The sequence below is a fragment of the Mycobacterium sp. NGS35 genome, from assembly GCF_059812855.1.
The window spans coordinates 1-20,973 of sequence record NZ_JCALDL010000009.1; the positions used below are offsets into that span (position 1 = coordinate 1).

Here is a 20,973-nt window from a genome sequence, read left to right on the forward strand (position 1 = left end):
ACCCGCGACCACCGACTCCAGCACTGCCCGCATCGCGTCGGCGCTTTGGCGCCAGGAGAATTCGAGGCTGCGCGCCTGCGCTTTGCGCCCGAGCTCGTCACGCAGCAGCGGATCGGTGAGCAACTCCTCGAGCCGCATCACCAGCTCGTCGCGGTCGTCCACCAGCACGCCGGTGACGCCGTCGACAACCGAGTCCGTGAGGCCGCCGGATGCGCGGTAGCCGATCGTCGGCACCCCATGCTGAGCCGCCTCCGTGACTGCCAGCCCCCAGCCCTCCTTCCGCGAGGGCAGCACATGCACCCAAGCCTGCTGCAGCAGAACATGTTTGGCGGCATCGCAGACATGCCCGCGAAACGTCACCGAATCGGCGATGCCCAGCCGCGCCGCACGGGCCACGAGCCGGTCCTGCCACCAACCGCCGCCCACGACGTCCAGATGCAGGCCCGGGATCCGGCCACGCAGCACTGCAATCGCTTCCAGCGCGTCCTCGATGTGCTTGTGCGGCACCAGCCTTGACAGCACCACCACCCGCGGCGCCGACGAGCGCGGCGCTTGCGGGCCGGGCGGAAGCGGGTCAAGGCCGTTGCGCACCACGGCAATCCGGCCGGCGTCGACGCCGAGGTCGGTCAGGTCACGCGCCGACGGCAGCGACACCGTGACGTATTGATTACGCCGATGCGCCCGCGGCGATACCGTCGACTCGCAGAACCAGCCCAGCCGCCCCATCACCGGGCCGGCCAGCGGCCACTGCTCGCGGTGACAGTGGTGCACCAGCACCATCGCTCTCCGGCCGAACACCAGCCGGGCGAAGAACGGCCATCCGTTCTGCGTGTCGATCACGACGTCGGGCCTCACCCCGCGCAGCGGACCGACACCCAGGCGGGCGCCGATCATCGCCAGCAGCGCCCACAGGTACACGCTGTAGCGTCCGCCGCCGCGGTTGATGCGCACCCCCTCGACCACCTCGTCGCGCGTGGCGCCGGGGTAGCGCGCCGTGCGCAACGTCACCGCGATCCCGTCGGCGGCAAGGTGCGCACCGATGCGTTGCAGATAGGTCTCGCTGCCCCCACCCTGCGGATGCCCGACGTCGCGCCAGCACAGCATCAGCACCGAGCCGACGCGTCCGGATTGGTCAGCGGCGGACGACATCCGGTTCAGCGTAGCCTCAGCGCGATGCCGCCGACCGACGTCTTCGCCAAACGCGCCACGCTGCGGCGGTCGCTGCGACTGCTGACCGAATTCCGCTACGAGCAGCGTGACCCCGACCGCTTCTACGGCGCGCTGGCGGCCGACACCGCAGCGCTTGTCGACGATTTGTGGCGCGGGCTGCACGCCGAGCCGGCGGCGGGCCGGTTGCTGCTGGACGTCGGCGGCGGCCCCGGCTACTTCGCGTCAACGTTCGCCGAGCGTGGCGTGCGGTATCTGGGCGTCGAGCCTGATCCCGCCGAAATGCACACAGCCCCTCGCGGGGACGGCGGCGGCACATTCGTCCGCGCGTCCGGGATGGCCCTGCCCTTCGCCGACGACAGCGTCGACATCTGCCTGTCGTCCAACGTCGCCGAACACGTCCCGCAGCCATGGCGACTCGGCGCCGAGATGCTGCGCGTGACGCGGCCCGGCGGCCTCGCGGTGCTGTCCTACACGGTGTGGCTCGGCCCGTTCGGCGGCCACGAGATGGGGCTGACGCACTACCTCGGCGGCGAGCGCGCCGCGCGCCGCTACATCCGCAAGCACGGTCGCACACCGAAGAATTACTACGGGTCGTCGCTGTTCGACGTCTCGGTGGCCGACGGTCTGCGCTGGGCGCGATCGACGGGCACACTGGCCGCCGCTTTCCCCCGCTACCACCCACGATGGGCGTGGTGGATGACGTCCGTGCCGGTGCTGCGCGAGTTCGTGGTGAGCAATCTGGTGCTGGTCCTGACGCCGTGACGGCGGCAGGACTGGAACAGGTTCTCGTTTGGCCCGCGGCTGGGTAATGTGGGCCACACCATGACAGTGCCGTCCACACTCACCACGTCACTACGCGAGGTCTTCGAACAGTGGCTGGCCGCTCGGCAGGCCGACGCGGCGGTGGCTGTGGCGGCGCTGTCGGCCGAACGCACGGTGCTGGTGGACGCCGGCTGGGGCGGAGAAGCCCACCGGCTGGTGGTGCGCCTCGGGGCGGTTGGCGACTTCGAGACACGCTTGCAATACCTCACGCTGCGCCGGCTGGGCACGCAGCTGTCACGGCCGGCGGTGCCCCCAGCGCTGTGGTACGAAGACGACCCGACCCTGCTGGGCGCGCCGTTCTTTGTGACGGCCCGCGTCGACGGACTCACGACGGCTAGGTACGAGACGCCGTACACCTTCGCCTCGTGGATCACCGATGCAAGCCCCGCCGAACGCGCCCGCATGCAACGAGCGACGGTCGAGCAGCTGGCGCGCGTCCACACCGCCGCGCCCGCCGACTTCACGTTCTTGGACCGGCGCCGTCGCGGCGAATCGGCGTTGGCCACGATCGTGCGGCGCACCGCCGAGCGCTACGAGTCCGTCGCGTCGCGGGGTCTTCGCGCTCCGCTGATCGAGCGCGGATTCGGGTGGCTGCGCGAGCACTGGCCCGTCGAGCGGACGCCGGTGCTGGTGTGGGGCGACGCGCGGATCGACAACATCACCTACCGCGATTTCACGCCGGTGGCGCTGACGAACTGGGAGCGCGCGACGCTGGGCCCGCGGGAGTTGGACTTGGGCGCGCTGGTGTTCCACCACCAGTTCGTCGACGAGCTGGCGTATGCGGCAGCGCGGCCCGGCCTTCCCGACTTTCTGCGGCCCGACGAGGTCGCCGCCACCTACGCCGACGTCACTGGGCATGAGCCTGAGCACCTCGGCTTCTACATCGTGTTCGCCGCGCTGGAGCATGCGATTGAAAAGATCCGAAGCCCGTTGCGCGCCAACGCTTTCAAGGCACTGACCCAGGCCCTCGAGGACACAGGAGAGAGATGACCGCGCAGTACAAGACCGAGTGGGACAAGTTGTTCATCGGCGGCAAGTGGACGGCACCGTCGACTGCCGAGGTGATCGAGGTCCATTCCCCCGCGACCGGCGAGCTGGTGGGCAAGGTGCCGCACGCGGCGGCAGCCGATGTGGATGCGGCCGTAGCTGCCGCCCGCGCGGCGTTCGACTCTGGCCCGTGGCCGTCGACCCCTCCGGCCGAACGCGCAGCGGTGATCCAGGCCGCGACCAAGCTGCTCGAAGACCGCAAGGACTACTTCACCTATCTGCTGACCTGCGAGACGGGACAACCCGTCACCATCATCGAGACGATGCACTGGGCCGGCTCACTGGGCGCGCTCAACTTCTTCGCCACCGGCGCGGACAAGGTGGCGTGGAAGGAAATCCGCAACGGCGCCTACGGCCAGTCGATCGTCACCCGCGAGCCGATGGGCGTGGTCGGGGCGATCATCGCCTGGAACGTGCCGCTGTTCCTGGCGGTCAACAAACTCGGCCCTGCGCTGCTGGCCGGTTGCACCGTGGTGCTCAAGCCCGCCGCGGAAACACCGTTGAGCGCCAACGCACTTGCAGAGGTGTTCGCCGAGGCCGGCCTGCCCGAAGGGGTGCTGTCGGTGGTGCCCGGCGGGATCGAAACCGGCCAGGCCCTGACCGCGAATTCCGACATCGACGCGTTCACGTTCACCGGCAGTTCCGCGGTAGGCAAGGAGGTGGGCAAGCGTGCGGCCGAGATGCTCAAGCCTTGCACGCTGGAGCTGGGCGGCAAGTCGGCGGCGATCGTGCTCGAGGACGTGGACCTCGCCTCGGCGGTGCCGATGATGGTGTTCTCCGGGATCATGAACGCCGGACAGGGTTGCGTGAACCAGACGCGGATCCTGGCACCGCGGTCGCGCTACGACGAAATCGTCGACGCGGTCAAGACTTTCGTCGAGGCGTTGCCGGTGGGTCTGCCGTCGGACCCGGCGGTGCAGATCGGCCCGCTGATCAGTGAGAAGCAGCGCCAGCGCGTCGAGGGCTACATCGCCAAGGGCATCGAGGAGGGCGCGCGGCTGGTGTGCGGCGGCGGCCGACCGGAGGGGCTGGACAGCGGCTACTTCGTGCAGCCAACGGTTTTCGCCGACGTCGACAACAAGATGACGATCGCCCAGGAGGAGATCTTCGGACCCGTGCTCTCGATCATCCCTTACGACACCGAAGAGGACGCGATCAAGATCGCCAACGACTCGGTCTACGGGCTGGCCGGCAGCGTGTGGACCACCGACGTGCCCAAGGGCATCGAGATCTCGCAGAAGATCCGCACCGGTACCTACGGAATCAACTGGTACGCCTTCGATCCGGGCTCACCGTTCGGCGGCTACAAGAACTCCGGTATCGGTCGCGAGAACGGCCCTGAGGGCGTCGAGCACTTCTGCCAGCTCAAGAGCGTCCTGCTGCCGATGGGCTACACGGTCGAGTAGCTCGCGTCTTTACCGCGAGCAGACGCTCAATCGCACGCTCCCGGGTATTGGTGATGCGATTCCGCGTCTGCTCGCGAGAAAAGGTGAGCTAGAAGATCACCCGCACGATGGTCTCCGCCACCGCCGCCGGCTTGTCGGAGCCGTCGAGTTCGATCGTGTGCTTCACCGTTAGGTTGACCATGCTGTCGCCCACCTTGGCGGCGTCGACGAGCTCGGAGCGGGCCCGGATCCGGCCACCCGACGGGACAGCCGCCAGAAAGCGAACCTTGTTGAGCCCGTAGTTGATTGCCATCTTGGCGTTCTCGACGCGGAAGTTGTCCTTGCTCATCGCCGGAATCATCGACAGCGTGAGGAAGCCGTGCGCAATCGTTGTGCCGTAAGGACTTTCGGTCTTGGCACGCTCGACGTCGATGTGGATCCACTGGTGGTCCTCGGTGACGTCGGCGAACGCGTCGATGCGCTTCTGGTCGATCTCTTTCCACTCGCCGACACCAAGCTCCTGGCCGACCAGACCGACGGCGTCGTCGATGGATGAAATCACCTTCATTGGCGTGCTCCCTTGGCTAACGCAGTGTTGACGAGGGTCACGATATCTCTGCGTGCTGCCCGTCGCGCTAGAACGATTCCTCGCGCATCTCCATGATCGTCAGGTCCACGTTCTCGACGATGCTGCGCTCGGCGGACAGCCGCGGCAGCACGTTCTTGGCGAAGAACTTCGCGACCGCAACCTTGCCGAGGTAGAACGCGCGGTCACCCTCGTCGGGGTCGCCGTCGAGGGCCTGCAGCGCAATCTCGGCCTGCCACAACAGCAGCCACCCGATGAGCAGGTCCCCCACCGACAGCAGGAATTTCACCGACTCCAGACCCACGCGATACAGCTCTCGCGCATTGTTCTGAGACTCGATCAGATAGCCGGTGAGTGCGGCGGCCATGCCCTGCAGATCGGTGACCGCAGTGGCCAGCAGTGTCCGGCTCTCGGCCAGCTCCTGACGCGCCCCGTCGTCGTCGAGGAACTTCTGGATGCGGCTCACGACGTGCTGCAGCGCGACGCCGTGGTCGCGCGCGATCTTGCGAAAGAAGAAGTCCTGCGCCTGGATCGCGGTGGTGCCTTCATAGAGGCTGTCGATCTTGCTGTCGCGGATGTACTGCTCGATCGGGTAGTCCTGCAGGAAGCCGGAGCCGCCCAGCGTCTGCAGCGACTCGGTCAGAATTTCGTATGCGCGTTCGGAGCCGACGCCCTTGACGATCGGCAACAGCAGATCGTTGACCCGCTCGGCCAGCTCGGCGTCGGCTCCGGACACCACTGCGGCCACTGCCGGATCCTGATGCGCGGCGGTGTACAGGTACAGCGCCCGCAACCCCTCCGCGTAGGCCTTCTGGGTCATCAAGGCACGACGCACGTCGGGATGGTGGATGATCGTCACCCGAGGCGCGGTCTTGTCGGTCATCTGAGTCATGTCCGCGCCCTGTACCCGGGTCTTGGCGTAGTCGAGAGCGTTGAGGTAACCGGTGGACAGGGTCGCAATTGCCTTGGTCCCCACGAACATTCGCGCGTACTCGATGACTCGGAACATCTGCGCGATGCCGTTGTGGGTGTCGCCGACCAGATAACCGACCGCAGGTTTGCCGTGCTGACCGAAGGTCAGTTCACACGTGGCCGACGCCTTCAGCCCCATCTTGTGCTCCAGGCCGGTGACGTAGACGCCGTTGCGCTCGCCCGGCTCTCCGGTCTGCGGATCGAAGAGGAACTTCGGCACGTAGAACAGGCTCAGCCCCTTTGTGCCCGGGCCTGCGCCCTCGGGCCGGGCCAGCACCAGGTGCTGGATGTTTTCGAACAGGTCGTCGGTGTCCCCGTTGGTGATGAACCGCTTCACTCCGTCGATGTGCCAGGTGCCGTCCGGCTGCTGGGAAGCCTTGGTGCGGCCGGCCCCGACGTCGGAGCCCGCATCCGGTTCGGTGAGCACCATCGTGGCGCCCCAGTTGCGCTCGATGGCGAGCTTGGCCCAGTGCCGCTGCTGCTCGTTGCCTATGTGGTAGACGATGTTGGCCATGATCGGGCCGGCCATGTACATGAACACCGCGGGGTTGGCGCCCAAGACGAACTCGTTGATCGCCCACGCCACCATCGCCGGCGCGGGCACGCCACCGACGTGTTCGTCGAGCCCGACCCGGAACCACTCACCCTGCTGCCAGGCCCGCAGCGACTGCTTGAATGGTTCCGGCAGCCGCACGGCGTGCTCGGCGACGTCGAACGTCGGAGGATGACGGTCGGCTTCGGCGAACGACTCGGCCACCGGACCCTCGGCCAACCGCGACGCTTCGGCAAGCATCTGGCGCACCGACTCGCCGTCGAGGTCGCCGAATCCTCCGCCGGCCAGTGCCTTGTCGAGCTCGAGGACCTCGAAGAGATTGAACTCGAGGTCGCGCACATTGCTCTTGTAGTGACCCATGCCCGGCACCTTCCGTAGTCGCGCGAAGCGCCGGTTTGAGGTGCTTCGCGTGAAGAGCCGAACCGAGCGTAACCCGCGCTAGGTGACCAGGCGCAACGGCCGCGGGTCACGACGCGAGCGGCGGACCCGCTGCAGCGCCTCGGTCGCCGACCGCACGGCGGGAACCAACTGGTCGCGGTCGCCGACCCGCAGCAGCCGGTGCACGGCGTGGCTGCCGATGACCGCCCATCGGGTGTCGGTGCGCATGGACTCGACGTTCCACGCGAACAGGGCGCGCAGTCCGTCGACGCCGATGAAATCCGTGTCGACCATGTCGACGATGAGCGCGCCGTCCTGGGGTATCAGCGCGATCACCCGGTGACGCAGTACGTCGGCATTGGTGGCGTCGATCTCGCCGCTGATGGTGATGACAGTCAGCCAGCTGTAGATCTGGGCCGTCAAATACGCACGGCCACAATCGATTACTGATGTGCCATGCGGCGCGTCAGACCTGGTATCGGTATGCACAGCAGTCATTGACGTACCCTCGTCGAGTCTGTCGCTGATCTTGTCGAAAACGCCTGGCGCGCAAGGGCTCTAATTGAACAACAGGTAAATTATCCGCCGCGCAGCGCTTTCACGGAGGCTGTGATCTCAACCTGCGGTGAGTGTAGCGCGGATCACGTCGAGCACCCGGGTGCTGACCACCGCGGAACCAGTTCTAACGGTTTCTTAACGGTAGCTTTCGCCACCGCGCGTAGACGAAGTCGCCGTTGACCCCGGATTCCACCAGCGACCACTCCGAAGCCGTGGGCAACAGCCGCCCGCCGCGGCCGAGCGTGCACGGGGCGAAGCTGACCACCAGTTCGTCGACAAGCCCCGCTTCGACGAATTGCGCCGCCGCCTCGCCGCCGCCGACGATCCACACGTCCTTGTATCCGGCGGCCTGGGTCGCACCCATGACCAGCGCACCGACCGACCGGATGAACGCTTCGTAGCCGTACGGGCCGGCCGGGTCGATGTCGCGCGACGTCAACCAGTCCAGGCTGTCGTGTTCGTCGACGATGAACCCGTCGAGGCTCGAGCCGGTGAAGTAGATGGTTGACATCGCTCGACCGTCAGCAGGGGGGTTTGGCCGGTTTGGTGGCGGTGACGTACTGCAGCACCCGCTGGGTCTCCTGGCGGACGTCGGTCAGGCCCGCCTCGGTGAACAAGTCGACGAACTCGCGCTCGTCGAACATGCGCAGGCCCACGGCGTCGGCCAGCGGTGCGGTCACCAGCCGCACCGGCGCCACCGTGCTGCGGCAACTGGTGAGGATCGCGATGCGGCCACCGGGCGCCAGCACGCGCACCATGTCCTGCGCGACGCGCAGCGGCTCGGGCATCAAGTACAGGGCGCCGAAGCAACACACCGCGTCGAAGGTTGCGTCGTCGAACGGCAGGTCCCGCGCGTCGGCGCGCACGTAGCAGGTGCGCGGGCCGCTGTTGTCGACCACGGCCCGCGTGAGCATCGGCTCGGAGATGTCCAGCCCGATCGCGATCCCACCGTCCGCCAGCTCGTCGGCCAGACGGCGCGTGAAATTGCCTGGGCCGCAAGCCACATCGAGCAGCTTGGCGGCGCCGACGGGCCGCAGGTCGTCACGGGCGCGGCGTAGCTCGGCGCCCGTGGTGACACCGCTTGCGACGTAGAACGACAGCGGCCGCCACACTCGCTCGTAGACGCCCGCGACGAACCGGCTGTTCATCGCACGCTGGGCGAACGTCGGCGCAGGCGAGCTCACCGATTCGCCGAGGACGTCGAGGTACCCGTGCCGCACATCCGCGTTGCGGTTGAGCAGGCCGCGGGTCACCTCGATCGGCGACATGGGCGCGCTCAGGATCCGGTCCAGCGCGGCGCGCGCTTCTCGGCGAACGCGATCGCCCCCTCCTTGGCGTCGTTCGACGCGAACACCGGCATCAGGATCTTGGTCTGCTCACGCCACATCTCGTCGGGACTCCAGCCTCGGGACTCGACGATGATGCGCTTGGTCGCGGCCACGGCGAGCGGGCCGTTGGCGGTGATCTTCTCCGCCAGCGCCAGCGCACCGTCCAGCGCCTTACCCGGTTCGGTCAGCACGTTGACCAGTCCCAGCGCGTGCGCCCGGTCGGCGGGCAGGTTGTCGCCGGTCAGCGCGAGCTCCATCGCGATCGCATACGGGATGCGCTGCGGCAGCCGCAGCAGCCCGCCGCCCCCCGCGACCAGCCCGCGCTTGACCTCCGGGATGCCGAAGGCGGAATTGTTGGCCGCCACGATCAGGTCGGTCGCCAGCGCGAGCTCGCAGCCGCCGGCCAGGCAGTAGCCCTCGACGGCCGCGATCAGCGGCTTGGCTGGCGGGCGTTCGGTGAAGCCCATGCCGCGGCCCTCGACGACGACGTTCTCGCCGCGGGCGAACGCCTTGAGATCCATGCCCGCGCTGAACGAGCCGCCCGCACCGGTCAGCACCCCCACCGACAGGCCGGCGTCACCGTCGAGGCGGTCCATCGCGTCGGCCAGACCGCGGCTCACGGCCGCGTTGACCGCATTCTTGGCTTCCGGCCGGTTGATGGTGATCAGCAGGATGCGGTCGCGCTGCTCGACGAGGACGGGGGCTGACGATTCGGCTGACGATTCGCTCATGAGTACCTGAAACTACTCCACGGCCCGTCGGTAGGATTCGACCATGGCAGACGCCGACGTCGACCGTGCCGAGATCGAAAAGTGGGATCCCGAGTTCACCGAGCGTGTCGTCGGCATCCTGCGGCCGCTGCTGCGCCGGTACTTCAGGACCGAGGTGCGCGGCCTGGACAACATTCCGCCCGCCGGCGGAGCGCTGCTGGTGTCCAACCACTCCGGCGGTCAGTTCGCGATGGACGTGCCGATCCTGGCCGTCGAGTTCTACGAGAAGTTCGGCTACGACCGGCCGATCCACACGCTCAGCCACGACATGCTGTTCTTCGGGCCGGTGGCCAACGCGCTGCTGCGCACCGGCTTCATTCGGGCGAACCGGGAGAACGCCGCCGAGGCACTGCGGTCGGGTCATCTGGTGGTGGTGTTCCCCGGCGGCGACTACGACGCGATGCGACCCACGGTGTGGGAGAACGTGATCGACTTCGACGGCCGTAAAGGCTACGTGCGCACCGCAATTGAAGCCGGCGTGCCGATTGTCCCCACCGTGTCGATCGGCGGACAGGAAAGCCAGCTGTTCTTGGCCCGCGGAACGGCACTGGCCAAGGCGCTCGGCCCGATCACCCGGGCGGCGCGCACCAAGATCATGCCGGTGTCGATCGGATTCCCGTTCGGCGTAAGCCTTTTCGGTGTCTTTCCGCCGAACCTGCCGCTGCCCACCAAGATCGTCACGCAGGTGCTCGAGCCAATCGACATCGCCGCGGAGTTCGGCGACGACCCCGACATCGACGAAGTCGACGCCCACGTCCGCGAGGTGATGCAGCGAGCGCTGGACCGCCTTGGACGTGAACGCCGGCTGCCGATCATCGGGTAGACGATGGCTGACTGGTTACGGCGCCTGCGGCGGCCGCGCCCACTTGTGCGTGCGGCCGTGGAGACGATCAACGCGCTCAACGGGTTGACGCCCCTGCGACGCACCGGCTTCAGCAGCGTGGTCGTGTTCTGGTTCGGCTGGCACACCTCGGAGCTGCCGCAGCTGTTTCTGGCCGGGTCGGCCCTCGACGCGATCCGGCGCGGGCGCCGGGGCGACTTCGGCGGGCGGCGCGGAAAGATCGCGCTGGCGTTGACCGTTGTTTCGTGGGCCGTGCTGGCGGTGGTCTACCGGCGCAACGTGACGACACCGGGTCCGGTACTGCAATCGGCGTTGCGCGACGGGCTCGGCGACGACTATCCAGAAGTGGTGTCGTCGCTGCCGACGACGCCGTCGCGCTCCGGGCGGCCGGCGGGCGCGCTGCGCACCAGTCAGATCCGTCGTCGCTACGTCGCACGCGACAACGTCGTGCGGTACGGCCCGCACCGGGCGAACGTCGCCGACGTCTGGCGCAAGCGTGATCTACCACGGGACGGGAAAGCGCCTGTGCTGGTTCAGGTTCCGGGCGGTGGGTGGATGATCGGGATGCGCCGGCCGCAGGCTTATCCATTGTTGAGCCACATGGCCGACCGCGGCTGGATCTGCGTGTCGCTGGGCTACCGTGTGTCGCCGCTGCACACCTGGCCGGACCACATCGTGGACGTCAAGCGTGGCCTGGCATGGGTCAAGGAGCACATCGCGGAGTTCGGCGGCGATCCGAATTTCGTTGCAATCACGGGCGGTTCGGCCGGCGGGCATCTGGCTTCGCTGGCCGCGCTGACGCCCAACGACCCGGTGTGGCAGCCGGGCTTCGAGGAGGCCGACACCTCGGTAGCAGCGGCGGTACCGATCTACGGCCGCTACGACTGGTATTCGATCGAGGGCCGGGATCGCCGCGAATTCGTCCGGCTGCTGGAGAAATTCGTGGTGAAGAAGAGCTACCGCGAGCACCGGCAGGTCTACGTCGACGCGTCGTCGATCACCCGCGTGCACTCCGATGCGCCGCCCTTTTTCGTGCTGCACGGGCGCGACGACACGCTGATCCCTGTGCAGGAGGCCCGCGACTTCGTGCACGAACTACGTGACGTGGCAAAGCGCCCGGTGCTCTACGCGGAATTGCCGCACGCTCAGCACGCCTTCGAGATGTACGGGTCTGCGCGGGCGCATCAAACCGCCGACGCGGTGGCGAACTTCCTGTCCTGGGTGTACGTCAAAACCCGCGAGGACCATAGCTGAGGTAGCTGCGGCGAGCAGACGCGGAATCGCCTTATCACCGGCTGGATTGTGCGAGTTGGTGTCTGCTCGCACGGCTCAGCCGGCGCGGTAGCGCTTCTGCCGACCTCATCCCACCCGGGCCGGCGCCATCGCCGTCTCCACCGGTGTGAGCTCGCTGGAAAGCCCTGCCGCAGCTCGTATTTCAGCGAAGGAATGCACCATCGCGGCTGTGGCCTCGTGCGGATCGTCCAAGGTGACGTCGTCGGTGAGCACAGAGATGTTGAGCTGGTCGACATAGCTCCACACGGTGATGTTCATCCCGCTGCCTGCGACCAGTGGTCCCACCGAATAGATTTCGCTGACGGTGGCGCCACCGATGCGGCCGCGCTCGCGCGGGCCCGCCACGTTGGAGATCGGCAGATTCAGCAGCCTGCTCTGCGCTTCACGTTTGGACAGCCAACGGAACACCGGCGGACCGAGGGTGGGTGGCAGGTACGCCGCCCATTGCGCCACCACATCCGAGCCGAGCAGACGGAACTCCTCTTTGGCGATGCCAGCCGACAGCGCGGTCAGCCGCACCCGCTCCAGCGGATCGTCGACGTGTACCGGCAGCGAGACGTTCATTCCCAGAAACTCGTTGCCCGTCAATCGATCCGGCGACGTATCGAGCGCGGCCGGCACCGACGCAATCAGCGGGGCGTCCGCGCGGCCGTCGTACCGCAGCAACAGCTCGCGCAGGGCGCCGGCCGCGGTGGCCAGCACCAGATCGTTGATCGTGATGCCGAGCTGCTTGCTGGTCTGCTTGACGTCGGAGAGCGCGAGCGTAGCGGTGGCGAACCGGCGGCCCGGTGACACCACATGGTTGATGAATGTCGGCGGCGGCGAGAACGGCTTGGCCAGCTCAGGGTGCTCCCCGCGCTCCCTGGCGCGTCTGCGTACCCGTCCGATGCCCGCGGCGGTCTCCTTCGCCAGCCTTGGCAGCTTGCCGAACTGTTGCAGGTGGTCACGCCACGCGGCCGAAAGCAATTCACTGGTGGACGGTGCCGAGTTGGTGGCGTAGAGGTCGCGCTCGTCTTGGATCGGCCCCTTCAGGTCCATCGCCTTGGCCATCAAGTTCGCCGACGCAACCCCGTCAGCCAGCGCGTGATGAACCTTGCCCACCACGGCGAACCGGTTTTCGGCCATGCCCTCGACGAAGTACATCTGCCACAACGGCCGGCTACGATCCAGCGGGGTGCTCGCGATCTCGCCGATCACCTCGTCGAGTTCGCGGCGCCCACCGGGCGAAGCCACCCGCACCCGGCGCAGGTGATGGTTCAGGTCGATCTCCGCCTTCTCCATCCACATCGGGTGATGCAGTTTGAACGGAATGTCGACGAGCTTGTAGCGCAACGGTTCGAGCAGATGCAGGCGGCGGCGCAGTGTGCGCCGGAACAGTTCGAAGGTGAATTCGCCGTCGAAGTCTGACGCGTCGATCACGCCGATTTTCAACGTGTGCGTGTGGATGTTGGCCGTCTCGCTGTACAACAGCATGGCGTCCCAGCCGTTGAGCCGTTTCACAGCCCACCTCTTTCAAGGTCGACCCGACGGGTGTCGTAGCTAGATGACTTCTTTGGCCCTGCTCTGCAGATAGCTTCGGTGAATCTCGTTGAGGAACAACCCGATGACGGTGGCCACGGATCCAGTGCGGGCACCGTCGATCATGTCGAAGCCGTGGCTGGCGCCCGGCAACTCCAGGTAGCCGACCGTCGAACGCGACACGCCGCGCAGCTTTCCGACGAACGCGCGAGCCTGTTCGACCGGGATCACGCTGTCGCCCGAGCCGTGCACCACCAAGAACGGCGGCGCGTCGGGGCGCACCCGGGCGATCGGCGACGCTTTGAGGAACAGGTCGGGGTGCTTGGCCAGCCGTTTCTTGACGACGACGCGTTCCAGGAAGTCGACGAAGCGGTCGCGTTCCGGGGTGGAGCGGTCCACCCAGTCGTAGCGGCCATAGATGCCCACCACGGCGTCGACGGACGTGTCGGCATCTGAGGACAGCTCCATGTGGAATTCGGTGTCGTCGTGGGTCAGGCCGGCGAGCGCCGCCAGATGGCCGCCGGCCGAACAGCCGGCGATCGTGACGAACTCCCGGTCGCCGCCGAACCGGTCGACGTTGGCGCGCGCCCACGCGATCGCCGCCTTCACGTCGGCGATATGCCGCGGCCAGCGGTGATGCGGCGACACCCGGTAGTCGATCGACAGGCAGACCCAGCCCTGCTCCGCGAGGTGGCTGAGCAGCGTGTATCCCTGCAGCAGCCGGCTGCCGTGCACCCACGCACCGCCCGGCACGAACACCAGCACCGGCGCAGGTCCGGACACATCCGGCCGGCGCCACACGTCGAGCACCTGGCCCGGCGCGTCGCCGTACCGAACCGTGCTTCTGTGCAGGTAGCGACGCCGCTGCGAGAGACCCCGCAGCACCGGGGCGACCCGATCCGGCTGCGGGAACTCGACCTTCTGCCGCTCGGGGGACACGAAGTCCTTCAGCGCGGCGGCTGCCACCTCGTGGGTCATCATCCGGTGTTGCCGGCGCTGCTCTGCAGCGGCGCGATTGCGGCTGCGGATCGCTGCGGTGACGAAGTCCGGCGCGTGCCGATACCCCCACACCCCCATGGCGGCGAGCCCACCGAAGGGCTCGAAATACTTGCCGACCAGCGGTAATCCTGCGTACATCTCGCTGAGGGCCAGCAGATAATCGCCAGGACTTGCGCGGAAGAACCACTCTGCCCGGGACTGCAGACTCGGCGTGCGACGCCCCGGATGCTGGGAAACCATTGCCTCACCGTACCCCCGCGGGGTCCGTTGGAAACGGCATTCTCGGCTGTGCGCTAGCTTCCTTTATTTGTGAGCGCTGCGTTCGACTCGGCGGTTCTCGAGGAAAGGCACCTGGGTTATGGCCCGTGACGACGGCTTTCACCCCGAATTGCGCTGGATAGCACGATTTCTGCCGCCCACCGCGGTGACGCCGAGAACGTTGTGGCTCATGCGTGTGTTGGAGCAGTGCCTGCCGGACAAATCGCAGCACGTTGAGGTGCTGACACTGACATCGGGCCGTAAGGTCCGGCTGTATCGGCCCGAGGGCGCCGCCAGCGGCCCGACACCTGCGGTGTTGTGGATTCACGGCGGCGGATATGTCATGGGCAGACCCAAACACAGCGACGACTTCTGCCTGCGGCTCAGCCGCACATTGGGCATCACGGTCGCCGCGCCCCAGTACCGGCTCGCGCCCGAAAACCCTTATCCGGCCGGGGTGCAGGACTGCTATGCGGCCCTGCGATGGCTGGCGTCGCTGCCGTCCGTCGACGCCAGCCGCATCGCGATCGCGGGCGAAAGTGGCGGCGGCGGCCTCGCGGCGGCGCTGGCTTTCGTCACTCGCGATCGCGGCGAGATCAGGCCGGTGCTGCAACTGCTGAGTTACCCGATGCTCGACGACCGGACGGTCGCGAAACATTCTGTGGCGCACTTGTATCGATTGTGGAACGAGCGCACCAACCGGTTCGCGTGGGAGTCCTATCTGCGCGGCGTGGACCGAGACGTCGCCGTTCCCGCACGGCGGACCGATCTCGCCGGACTGCCGCCGGCCTGGATCGGCACCGGGACCGTCGACCTGTTCTACGAAGAAGACATCGCCTACGCCAAACGGCTTCTCGAGGCAGGCGTGCCCTGTGATCTGGAGGTGGTGCAGGGCGCGTTCCACGGCTTCGACCGCATCGCCAGACGCACCTCCGTCGCGCAGAGGTTCTTCGAAAGCCAATGCGAAGCACTGCGAAAAGCGTTCGCGCTCTGAGCCTTTGGTGCGGCTGCTAGAACTGCAGCGCGGTGAACCGCCAATCCAGCACGGCACGCTCGTCGTCGCCGACTGCGGTGACCAACGAACGTAGCCGCAGCAAACCGCCGCTGTGCGGCAGTGGCTCGGTGGACTCCACATGCAGTTCGCTGACCAGCGTGTCACCCTCGTAGACGGGGCCGGTGTGGTCGCACGACTCCCAGGCCAGCACGGTCGCCACATTCGGCAGCAGCCGGGTGGCTTGGGCCAACGCTATCCCGATGGTGTGGCCGCCGTATACCAACCGTCGTCCGTTGACGCGTGAATCATGATGCACCGCAGCGATATTCAACGTCAAGCGGGCCAGCTCCGGAGCGCTGGAAACGACGTCCGCACTGCTGTGCAGCACCGCGCCGGCCAACCCGGGATCGAAATGCGGGCCCGGTACGCGGGCGCGGAACGCGTCGGCGTCCCAACCGTCGGTCGCTCGGGTCAGCGCGACCGCGTCGGCACCGATCGTCGACAAGTCGTCTGCGGGCGGGTCCCGATCCGGGTCGGCGTCGGAGCTCAGCGGCAGCATTGCGCAGCGGTAGAAGTCCAGAACCAGCTGGCCGAGCTGGTCGATGGTGGTCATCCGCAGTGCCGCCATGCCGGTGGGCGGCCGTCCTGGCTTAGGTGAATTCTGGCGCAGCGCAACCACTTCCGTGCGCGTGAACAAACTGTCGCCGATGACCGGAAACCGGTGGAACACCAATCCCCGGTAGAACAGGTTCGCCTTCACGTGGTGGGTGGCCAACGTCGACTGCCCGATCGCCACGTCACACACCAGCTGCGGATGCGCCAGCGCCGCAGTGGATTCCGTGACCGCGTAGGAAAGATGTGCATCCAGAGGCAGTCTGAGCCGGTCACCGACGATCGCCTGGTGCGCGGCTGCCACACCCGAAGTGAGCGTCATCGACGGCGCCGTGTCGAATACCTGGCCGACGTGCAGATCGTCGAAGTATGGGCTCATTGCACATCCTGTTCTACCGAACGGCCAGTCATGCCACGGTTTCCCGGGCTCAAAAGCGTCCGTCAAACCCTACGCTCGAGCGCTGCGCGACCATCTACGTCGGCGGCGGCTCGGCCTGACCCAATTCCCGGGCGCGCCGGCGCGCCGCATAGACCGCCTCCCACAGGGCAGCGCGCACACCTGCTTTCTCCAGCTCATGCAGACCCGCAAGGGTCGCGCCGCCGGCACTCGACACATGGCCGCGAAGCACCGCGGGGTGCTCACCGCTTTGCGTCAGCAACTCGATGCTTCCTCGGAACGTCTGGACAGTGAGCGCCAGCGCCTGCTCATGTGTGAACCCGAGGCTGACGCCGGCCTCGACCAGCGCCTCGACCAGCAAGAAGATGAAGGCCGGCGCCGGACCGGTGAAGCCGGTCGCCATCTCGACGAAGCCTTCGTTGGGCGCCATGAGCTCCAGGCCGGTCGCCGCGAGGATGGTCCGTGTGAGCTCCAGCTGATTGGCGCTGACGTCCTCGCTGGCCGCCCACACCGTCGCACCCATCGAGATCCGGGCCGGCGTGTTGGGCATCGCGCGCACCAGCCGGCGGTGTCGCAGCCCCGTAGCCAGTGTGTCTAGCGTTGCACCTGCGACGATGCTGATCACCAGCGCTTCGGAAGGCAGGTGTCCCCGCAATTCCTGCAGCACGGCAGGAAGCACCTGCGGCTTGACGGCCAACACGATGACGGTGGCGGCGTCGACCGCGGCCCGGTTGTCGTGCGTCACCCGGACCGCGAATTGCTCGCTCAACACCGTGCGGCGGCGCTCGGCGACATCCGAGACGACGATTTGCTGCGGCGCGACGATGTGGCGCGCCAGCATTGCCTCAATCATCGCTTCGGCCATGATCCCCCCGCCCACGACGGCGATTCGCTGGTCTTTCACGGCACCGTCGTCGGGTTCGGTTGGATGATTCCTTTGACGATGCTGCCGAATTCGACGGCGGTGAGAGCACTATCTACCTGGTCGAGCGAATAGCGGCTACTTACCATTTGCTCCCAGCCGGCTCCGCCGACATCTCCGCCGTGGCGCGTGAGCACGTCGATCATCCGGTAGAAATGGCTGAAATCGACCCCCCAGACCCCCCGAATGTCGAGGTGTTTGCGGTTGATGTCGAGATGGGGATTGAGACTGACTTCACCGGTATCGGTGTAGTGCCCCACAATGCAGTACCGGCCTCCGTCGCGGGTCATCCGAACTCCCTCTTTGACGGCGGCCGGCACGCCGGTGGCTTCGATCGTGACGTCGGCTCCGCGTCCGTTCGTCGCGTCGAGCACCGCGTCGACGTGACTGCCGGGCCCGTCGGCGTCGAGTCTCACCGTTGCGTCGGCCCCGAAAACCTCCGCCATCTGCAAGCGGTTCGGATGCTGGTCGACGACGAACACGGCTCCCGCGCCGGACAGCCGTGCCAGAATCGCCGCGCTCAGGCCCACTGGGCCGCCACCCTGGATCACCACGACGTCGCCGAGACGGATCTGCGCGCGATCGATCGCATGCAGCGCGGTGGGAAGTGCGCAGCCGCCGGCGATCACCCGTTCGGGCGACAGCGAATCCGGCACGTTGAGGATCTTCACGCCGGGCTTCAGGTAGATGTACTGCGACCAACCACCGAGCGGCCCATTCGCCGCCGAGTACGTGACGCCGTACACCCGGCGCGACGGGCAGCGATTGGGCGTCTTGGCCACCAAGCAGAACCAGCAGTTGTAGCAGGTCTCGGCGACGTCGAGGAAAGTGACCACCGAGCCGGGTGTGACCGGGGTTCCGTCGACGTCGCGCACGTCGCCGTTGGCGTCCACGACGCGTCCGACCGAAACATGGCCCGGGACAATCGGATACGGCACGCCCGAAAGCCGGCCGTGGCGCAGGTGCACGTCGGTCCCGCACACTTCGGAGAAAATCGTCTCCAGCAGCACTGCGCCGCGCTCGAGCGGCGGAATCTGCAGACTCTGCAGTTCGAGTGACCGGTGGGGCCCGGTCATCACAGCCGCTAGAGAGCTCGTTACCACCTCAGGACCATAGGCCTACCACGTCGTCGTCGAAAATGCCGATCGCCGACGTGAAGGTGGTGCGTCGCCCGCTACTGGGCATCACCTCGTGGTAGTTGCGCGTGTTGAAGATGTACACGTCGCCGCGCGTCGGCGTGAAGGTGGCCCGTCGCACGTCGCCACCCAGCACTTCGCGCCGGTAGCCGTAGGTGTTCGGGATTTTGAAACTCTCATCCTGCGGCACCCACTGCCTCTCGTAGACGTGGGTTTCACCCGCCCCCGTGGGATCGAGTTCGAGGTAGACGTTCCACGAAAGCTGGATGTCGACGTTCGCCACATGCCAGTTCGGCTCTTCAGCCGGGGCGAAGTCGATGTGCAACATCGTGCCGTCTTCGATTCGGCGCACATTGCCCGCGTGATAGGGACCGTGCTTCGGGTCGACCGCAATTCCGACCTTCCCGCTGACTGCGCCGGAAAGGCGATCCATGAATCGCTGCAGCGGGTCGAACGAGGAGCTGAAAATCTGCTCCTGGGTGGCGCGGGCTTTCTCCACTTCGTCGAAATAGCCGGTCACGCTGGTCTTGTCGTACTCGAATACGGTGATACCGACCCGATTGATCGGTGGCACCACTTCCTCGTAGGGTTCGAACCCGATTTTGTTCGCTCGATCGACGAGTCGGGCGCATTCGTCGTCCGAAGCGAATCCGGGGATCACAATTAGCGGAATTTCATTCGCCAGCAGTTGCTTCCAGGTCGTGTCGCTGAGCATCTGCGGCTCGTCCGTAAGCCACTGTCGCACGCGCAAAATCTATACGAGGCCTACAAGCGGTCGCAACGCGTGTAGCGGTGCGCTTTGCTACTCCGGCTGCTTCGGCGGCGTTCGCGAATATTTCTCAACGAGCTGCTGCTTGTAGAGCTTGCCGGTGTCCGTGCGCGGCAGCTGCGCCTCGAACGAGATCGAGCGCGGACACTTGTAGTGCGCCAAGCGTTCGCGCAGCCAGCTCAGCAACTCCTCGGCGAAGGCGTCAGTGGCATCGGCAGGATCGACGGTCTGCACCACCGCTTTCACCGACTGGCCCATCTCGTCGTCGGGAATGCCGAACACCGCCGCGTCGAGCACCTTCGGATGGGTGACCAACAGGTTCTCGGCCTCCTGCGGATAGATGTTCACCCCGCCGGAGATGATCATGTGGTGGCGGCGGTCGGTCAGGTACAGATAGCCGTCCTCGTCGAGATAGCCGATGTCGCCGACGGTCACCCAGCCCTGCTTGCTGCGTGAGGCGGCTGTCTTCTCCGGGTCGCGGTGGTATTCGAACGACACCTGCCCGATGTCGAAGTAGACCTGGCCGGGCTGACCGGGCGGCAGGTCGTCGCCGCTCTCGTCGAGGATGTGGGCCACCCCGAGCAGCGGCTTGCCCACCGAGCCGGGATGGGTCATCCAGTCGTCGGCGGTGATGAACGTGATGCCTGCACCTTCTGACGAGGAGTAGTACTCGTCGACGATCGGCCCCCACCAGTCGATCATCTGCTTCTTGACTTCCACCGGGCACGGCGCGGCCGCATGCACCACCCGCTGCAGGCTCGACACGTCGTACGAATTGCGAACGGCCTCAGGCATTTTCAGCATGCGCACAAACATCGCCGGGACGAACTGGCCGTGGGTGACGCGGTAGCGCTGGATGGCGTCGAGCGTCTGTTCCGGATCGAACTTCTCCATCACCACCGCGGTGGCGCCCATCGCCAGCGCCGACATCGACCACAGGCAGGGTGCCGTGTGATACAGCGGAGCGGGACTCAGATACACCGCGTCGGGCGTCATCCCGATCGCCATCAGCAGTGCGCTGAGCACATTCGGGGCATCCGCGGGGCTTACGTGCGGCAGCGGGCGGCGAATCCCCTTCGGCCGTCCCGTGGTTCCCGACGAATACTGCAGCAGATCGCCTTCGCGTTCGTCGTCGATCGGGGTGTCGGGTTCGTCGGCCACACACTCCGGATAGCGTTTCCAGCCCGGCACGTCGTCGTCCGCGATCATCAACAACTCGGGCAGCTTCACGTGTTCGGCGATCCCCTCGCACACCGCTCGGGTGCGGCGCGAGCCGATCACCGCCTTCGCGCCGCTGTTGTCGACGATGTAGGCCGCCTCGGCGGCGGTGAGATGCGTGCTGATCAGCGCGTAGTACAGCCCAGACCGGCGCGCCGCCCACATCACCGGATGCACGTGCTCGCTGTTCTCCAAGATGACAGCCACGGTGTCGCCTTCCCGCAACCCCGCCTTGCGGAAGTGGTGCGCCAGCCGGTTCGCGCGCGCCTCGAGGTCCGCGAAGGTCACCACGGTGCCGGCCGGGTGCACGATGACGGCCGGTTTGTCTCCGGCATGCTCGCGGATCTGCATGCGCAGCACTGTAGTTGACGGGTGTCGAGAGCCGTCGTGGCTGGGGCATCCGAACCGGAATGTGAACCGCGCCACACGCCGGCGGTCGGATTGGGT

20 protein-coding genes are annotated in these 20,973 nt (G+C 66.8%); 6 read left to right on the top strand and 14 right to left on the bottom strand.

From position 1 onward, the window contains the following. A partial coding sequence (locus AC5Y4C_RS15075; RefSeq protein WP_500008501.1) for a glycosyltransferase family 4 protein occupies positions 1 to 1,149 on the bottom strand: 1,149 nt, incomplete at its 3' end. Between the two features lie 24 nt (positions 1,150 to 1,173). On the opposite strand from AC5Y4C_RS15075, the gene AC5Y4C_RS15080 reads away from it, so the two are divergent. Genes AC5Y4C_RS15080 through AC5Y4C_RS15090 form a run of 3 tightly spaced genes read left to right on the top strand, consistent with a single transcriptional unit; the run spans position 1,174 to position 4,445 of the window. Next, a complete protein-coding gene (locus AC5Y4C_RS15080) occupies positions 1,174 to 1,932 on the top strand; it encodes a class I SAM-dependent methyltransferase (RefSeq protein ID WP_499905005.1) in 759 nt (252 codons plus the stop codon). Positions 1,933 to 1,992: 60 nt separating this feature from the next. After that, complete coding sequence (locus AC5Y4C_RS15085; RefSeq protein ID WP_499905003.1) at positions 1,993 to 2,982, top strand: phosphotransferase family protein; 990 nt, start codon at positions 1,993 to 1,995, stop codon at positions 2,980 to 2,982. Beyond that, on the top strand, positions 2,979 to 4,445 hold the full coding sequence (locus tag AC5Y4C_RS15090) for an aldehyde dehydrogenase (protein ID WP_499905001.1): 1,467 nt from the start codon (positions 2,979 to 2,981) through the stop codon (positions 4,443 to 4,445). The genes AC5Y4C_RS15085 and AC5Y4C_RS15090 overlap by 4 nt, the downstream gene beginning before the upstream one ends. 88 nt (positions 4,446 to 4,533) lie before the next feature. Here the strand turns inward: AC5Y4C_RS15090 and AC5Y4C_RS15095 are convergent, their stop codons facing one another. The 6 genes from AC5Y4C_RS15095 to AC5Y4C_RS15120 all read right to left on the bottom strand — a co-directional run bounded on the left by AC5Y4C_RS15095 (position 4,534) and on the right by AC5Y4C_RS15120 (position 9,530). After that, positions 4,534 to 4,992, bottom strand: coding sequence for a MaoC family dehydratase (locus AC5Y4C_RS15095; protein WP_499904999.1), 459 nt, complete (start codon positions 4,990 to 4,992; stop codon positions 4,534 to 4,536). Positions 4,993 to 5,059: 67 nt separating this feature from the next. Continuing rightward, positions 5,060 to 6,895, bottom strand: coding sequence for an acyl-CoA dehydrogenase (locus tag AC5Y4C_RS15100; RefSeq protein WP_499961859.1), 1,836 nt, complete (start codon positions 6,893 to 6,895; stop codon positions 5,060 to 5,062). A gap of 78 nt (positions 6,896 to 6,973) precedes the next feature. Beyond that, a complete protein-coding gene (locus tag AC5Y4C_RS15105) occupies positions 6,974 to 7,411 on the bottom strand; it encodes an STAS domain-containing protein (protein WP_499904995.1) in 438 nt (145 codons plus the stop codon). Positions 7,412 to 7,595: 184 nt separating this feature from the next. After that, complete coding sequence (locus AC5Y4C_RS15110; protein ID WP_499904992.1) at positions 7,596 to 7,982, bottom strand: dihydrofolate reductase family protein; 387 nt, start codon at positions 7,980 to 7,982, stop codon at positions 7,596 to 7,598. 10 nt (positions 7,983 to 7,992) lie between these two features. Beyond that, positions 7,993 to 8,739 (bottom strand): class I SAM-dependent methyltransferase, encoded by a 747-nt coding sequence (locus tag AC5Y4C_RS15115; protein ID WP_499904990.1) that lies wholly within the window; start codon positions 8,737 to 8,739, stop codon positions 7,993 to 7,995. A gap of 8 nt (positions 8,740 to 8,747) precedes the next feature. Then, positions 8,748 to 9,530 carry a crotonase/enoyl-CoA hydratase family protein gene (locus AC5Y4C_RS15120; protein WP_499961857.1) on the bottom strand — a complete coding sequence of 261 codons (783 nt, stop codon included), beginning with the start codon at positions 9,528 to 9,530 and terminating at the stop codon, positions 8,748 to 8,750. A 43-nt stretch (positions 9,531 to 9,573) separates the two neighbouring features. Here AC5Y4C_RS15120 and AC5Y4C_RS15125 point away from each other — a divergent pair, with 43 nt between their 5' ends. Together AC5Y4C_RS15125 and AC5Y4C_RS15130 are read left to right on the top strand one after the other, a co-directional pair. Further along, a complete protein-coding gene (locus AC5Y4C_RS15125) occupies positions 9,574 to 10,392 on the top strand; it encodes a lysophospholipid acyltransferase family protein (RefSeq protein WP_499904982.1) in 819 nt (272 codons plus the stop codon). Positions 10,393 to 10,395: 3 nt separating this feature from the next. Continuing rightward, positions 10,396 to 11,664, top strand: coding sequence for an alpha/beta hydrolase (locus AC5Y4C_RS15130; RefSeq protein WP_499904980.1), 1,269 nt, complete (start codon positions 10,396 to 10,398; stop codon positions 11,662 to 11,664). Between the two features lie 105 nt (positions 11,665 to 11,769). Here AC5Y4C_RS15130 and AC5Y4C_RS15135 read toward each other — a convergent pair whose 3' ends face one another. Both AC5Y4C_RS15135 and AC5Y4C_RS15140 read right to left on the bottom strand, forming a co-directional pair. Then, positions 11,770 to 13,203, bottom strand: coding sequence for a WS/DGAT/MGAT family O-acyltransferase (locus AC5Y4C_RS15135; RefSeq protein WP_499961855.1), 1,434 nt, complete (start codon positions 13,201 to 13,203; stop codon positions 11,770 to 11,772). A 39-nt stretch (positions 13,204 to 13,242) separates the two neighbouring features. After that, complete coding sequence (locus tag AC5Y4C_RS15140) at positions 13,243 to 14,460, bottom strand: alpha/beta hydrolase fold domain-containing protein (RefSeq protein ID WP_499961854.1); 1,218 nt, start codon at positions 14,458 to 14,460, stop codon at positions 13,243 to 13,245. A gap of 118 nt (positions 14,461 to 14,578) precedes the next feature. Between AC5Y4C_RS15140 and AC5Y4C_RS15145 the strand changes: the two genes are divergently transcribed. Then, positions 14,579 to 15,472 (top strand): alpha/beta hydrolase, encoded by an 894-nt coding sequence (locus AC5Y4C_RS15145; protein WP_499904973.1) that lies wholly within the window; start codon positions 14,579 to 14,581, stop codon positions 15,470 to 15,472. A 16-nt stretch (positions 15,473 to 15,488) separates the two neighbouring features. Here the strand turns inward: AC5Y4C_RS15145 and AC5Y4C_RS15150 are convergent, their stop codons facing one another. The 5 genes from AC5Y4C_RS15150 to fadD4 all read right to left on the bottom strand — a co-directional run bounded on the left by AC5Y4C_RS15150 (position 15,489) and on the right by fadD4 (position 20,877). After that, on the bottom strand, positions 15,489 to 16,463 hold the full coding sequence (locus AC5Y4C_RS15150) for a MaoC family dehydratase (protein WP_499961853.1): 975 nt from the start codon (positions 16,461 to 16,463) through the stop codon (positions 15,489 to 15,491). Between the two features lie 94 nt (positions 16,464 to 16,557). Continuing rightward, positions 16,558 to 17,385 carry a pyrroline-5-carboxylate reductase gene (gene proC / locus AC5Y4C_RS15155; protein ID WP_499913471.1) on the bottom strand — a complete coding sequence of 276 codons (828 nt, stop codon included), beginning with the start codon at positions 17,383 to 17,385 and terminating at the stop codon, positions 16,558 to 16,560. Continuing rightward, entirely contained in the window at positions 17,382 to 18,479 is a 1,098-nt protein-coding gene (locus tag AC5Y4C_RS15160; protein ID WP_499913469.1) for a zinc-binding dehydrogenase, read from the bottom strand. The genes proC and AC5Y4C_RS15160 overlap by 4 nt, the downstream gene beginning before the upstream one ends. Positions 18,480 to 18,507: 28 nt before the next feature. Then, positions 18,508 to 19,284 carry a 2OG-Fe(II)-dependent halogenase WelO5 family protein gene (locus AC5Y4C_RS15165; protein WP_499913467.1) on the bottom strand — a complete coding sequence of 259 codons (777 nt, stop codon included), beginning with the start codon at positions 19,282 to 19,284 and terminating at the stop codon, positions 18,508 to 18,510. Between the two features lie 57 nt (positions 19,285 to 19,341). Beyond that, on the bottom strand, positions 19,342 to 20,877 hold the full coding sequence (gene fadD4, locus AC5Y4C_RS15170) for a fatty-acid--CoA ligase FadD4 (RefSeq protein ID WP_499961851.1): 1,536 nt from the start codon (positions 20,875 to 20,877) through the stop codon (positions 19,342 to 19,344). Positions 20,878 to 20,973: the final 96 nt, after the last annotated feature.

Excerpts from the sequence above, each read along its gene's own strand:
- AC5Y4C_RS15160 (WP_499913469.1), bottom strand. The coding sequence starts at position 18,479 with ATGACCGGGCCCCACCGGTCACTCGAACTGCAGAGTCTGCAGATTCCG.
- AC5Y4C_RS15085 (WP_499905003.1), top strand. The coding sequence starts at position 1,993 with ATGACAGTGCCGTCCACACTCACCACGTCACTACGCGAGGTCTTCGAA.
- AC5Y4C_RS15150 (WP_499961853.1), bottom strand. The coding sequence starts at position 16,463 with ATGAGCCCATACTTCGACGATCTGCACGTCGGCCAGGTATTCGACACG.
- AC5Y4C_RS15100 (WP_499961859.1), bottom strand. The coding sequence starts at position 6,895 with ATGGGTCACTACAAGAGCAATGTGCGCGACCTCGAGTTCAATCTCTTC.
- AC5Y4C_RS15120 (WP_499961857.1), bottom strand. The coding sequence starts at position 9,530 with ATGAGCGAATCGTCAGCCGAATCGTCAGCCCCCGTCCTCGTCGAGCAG.
- AC5Y4C_RS15145 (WP_499904973.1), top strand. The coding sequence starts at position 14,579 with ATGGCCCGTGACGACGGCTTTCACCCCGAATTGCGCTGGATAGCACGA.
- AC5Y4C_RS15110 (WP_499904992.1), bottom strand. The coding sequence starts at position 7,982 with ATGTCAACCATCTACTTCACCGGCTCGAGCCTCGACGGGTTCATCGTC.
- AC5Y4C_RS15130 (WP_499904980.1), top strand. The coding sequence starts at position 10,396 with ATGGCTGACTGGTTACGGCGCCTGCGGCGGCCGCGCCCACTTGTGCGT.
- AC5Y4C_RS15140 (WP_499961854.1), bottom strand. The coding sequence starts at position 14,460 with ATGGTTTCCCAGCATCCGGGGCGTCGCACGCCGAGTCTGCAGTCCCGG.
- AC5Y4C_RS15080 (WP_499905005.1), top strand. The coding sequence starts at position 1,174 with ATGCCGCCGACCGACGTCTTCGCCAAACGCGCCACGCTGCGGCGGTCG.
- AC5Y4C_RS15090 (WP_499905001.1), top strand. The coding sequence starts at position 2,979 with ATGACCGCGCAGTACAAGACCGAGTGGGACAAGTTGTTCATCGGCGGC.
- AC5Y4C_RS15095 (WP_499904999.1), bottom strand. The coding sequence starts at position 4,992 with ATGAAGGTGATTTCATCCATCGACGACGCCGTCGGTCTGGTCGGCCAG.
- AC5Y4C_RS15125 (WP_499904982.1), top strand. The coding sequence starts at position 9,574 with ATGGCAGACGCCGACGTCGACCGTGCCGAGATCGAAAAGTGGGATCCC.
- AC5Y4C_RS15105 (WP_499904995.1), bottom strand. The coding sequence starts at position 7,411 with ATGACTGCTGTGCATACCGATACCAGGTCTGACGCGCCGCATGGCACA.
- fadD4 (WP_499961851.1), bottom strand. The coding sequence starts at position 20,877 with ATGCAGATCCGCGAGCATGCCGGAGACAAACCGGCCGTCATCGTGCAC.
- AC5Y4C_RS15115 (WP_499904990.1), bottom strand. The coding sequence starts at position 8,739 with ATGTCGCCGATCGAGGTGACCCGCGGCCTGCTCAACCGCAACGCGGAT.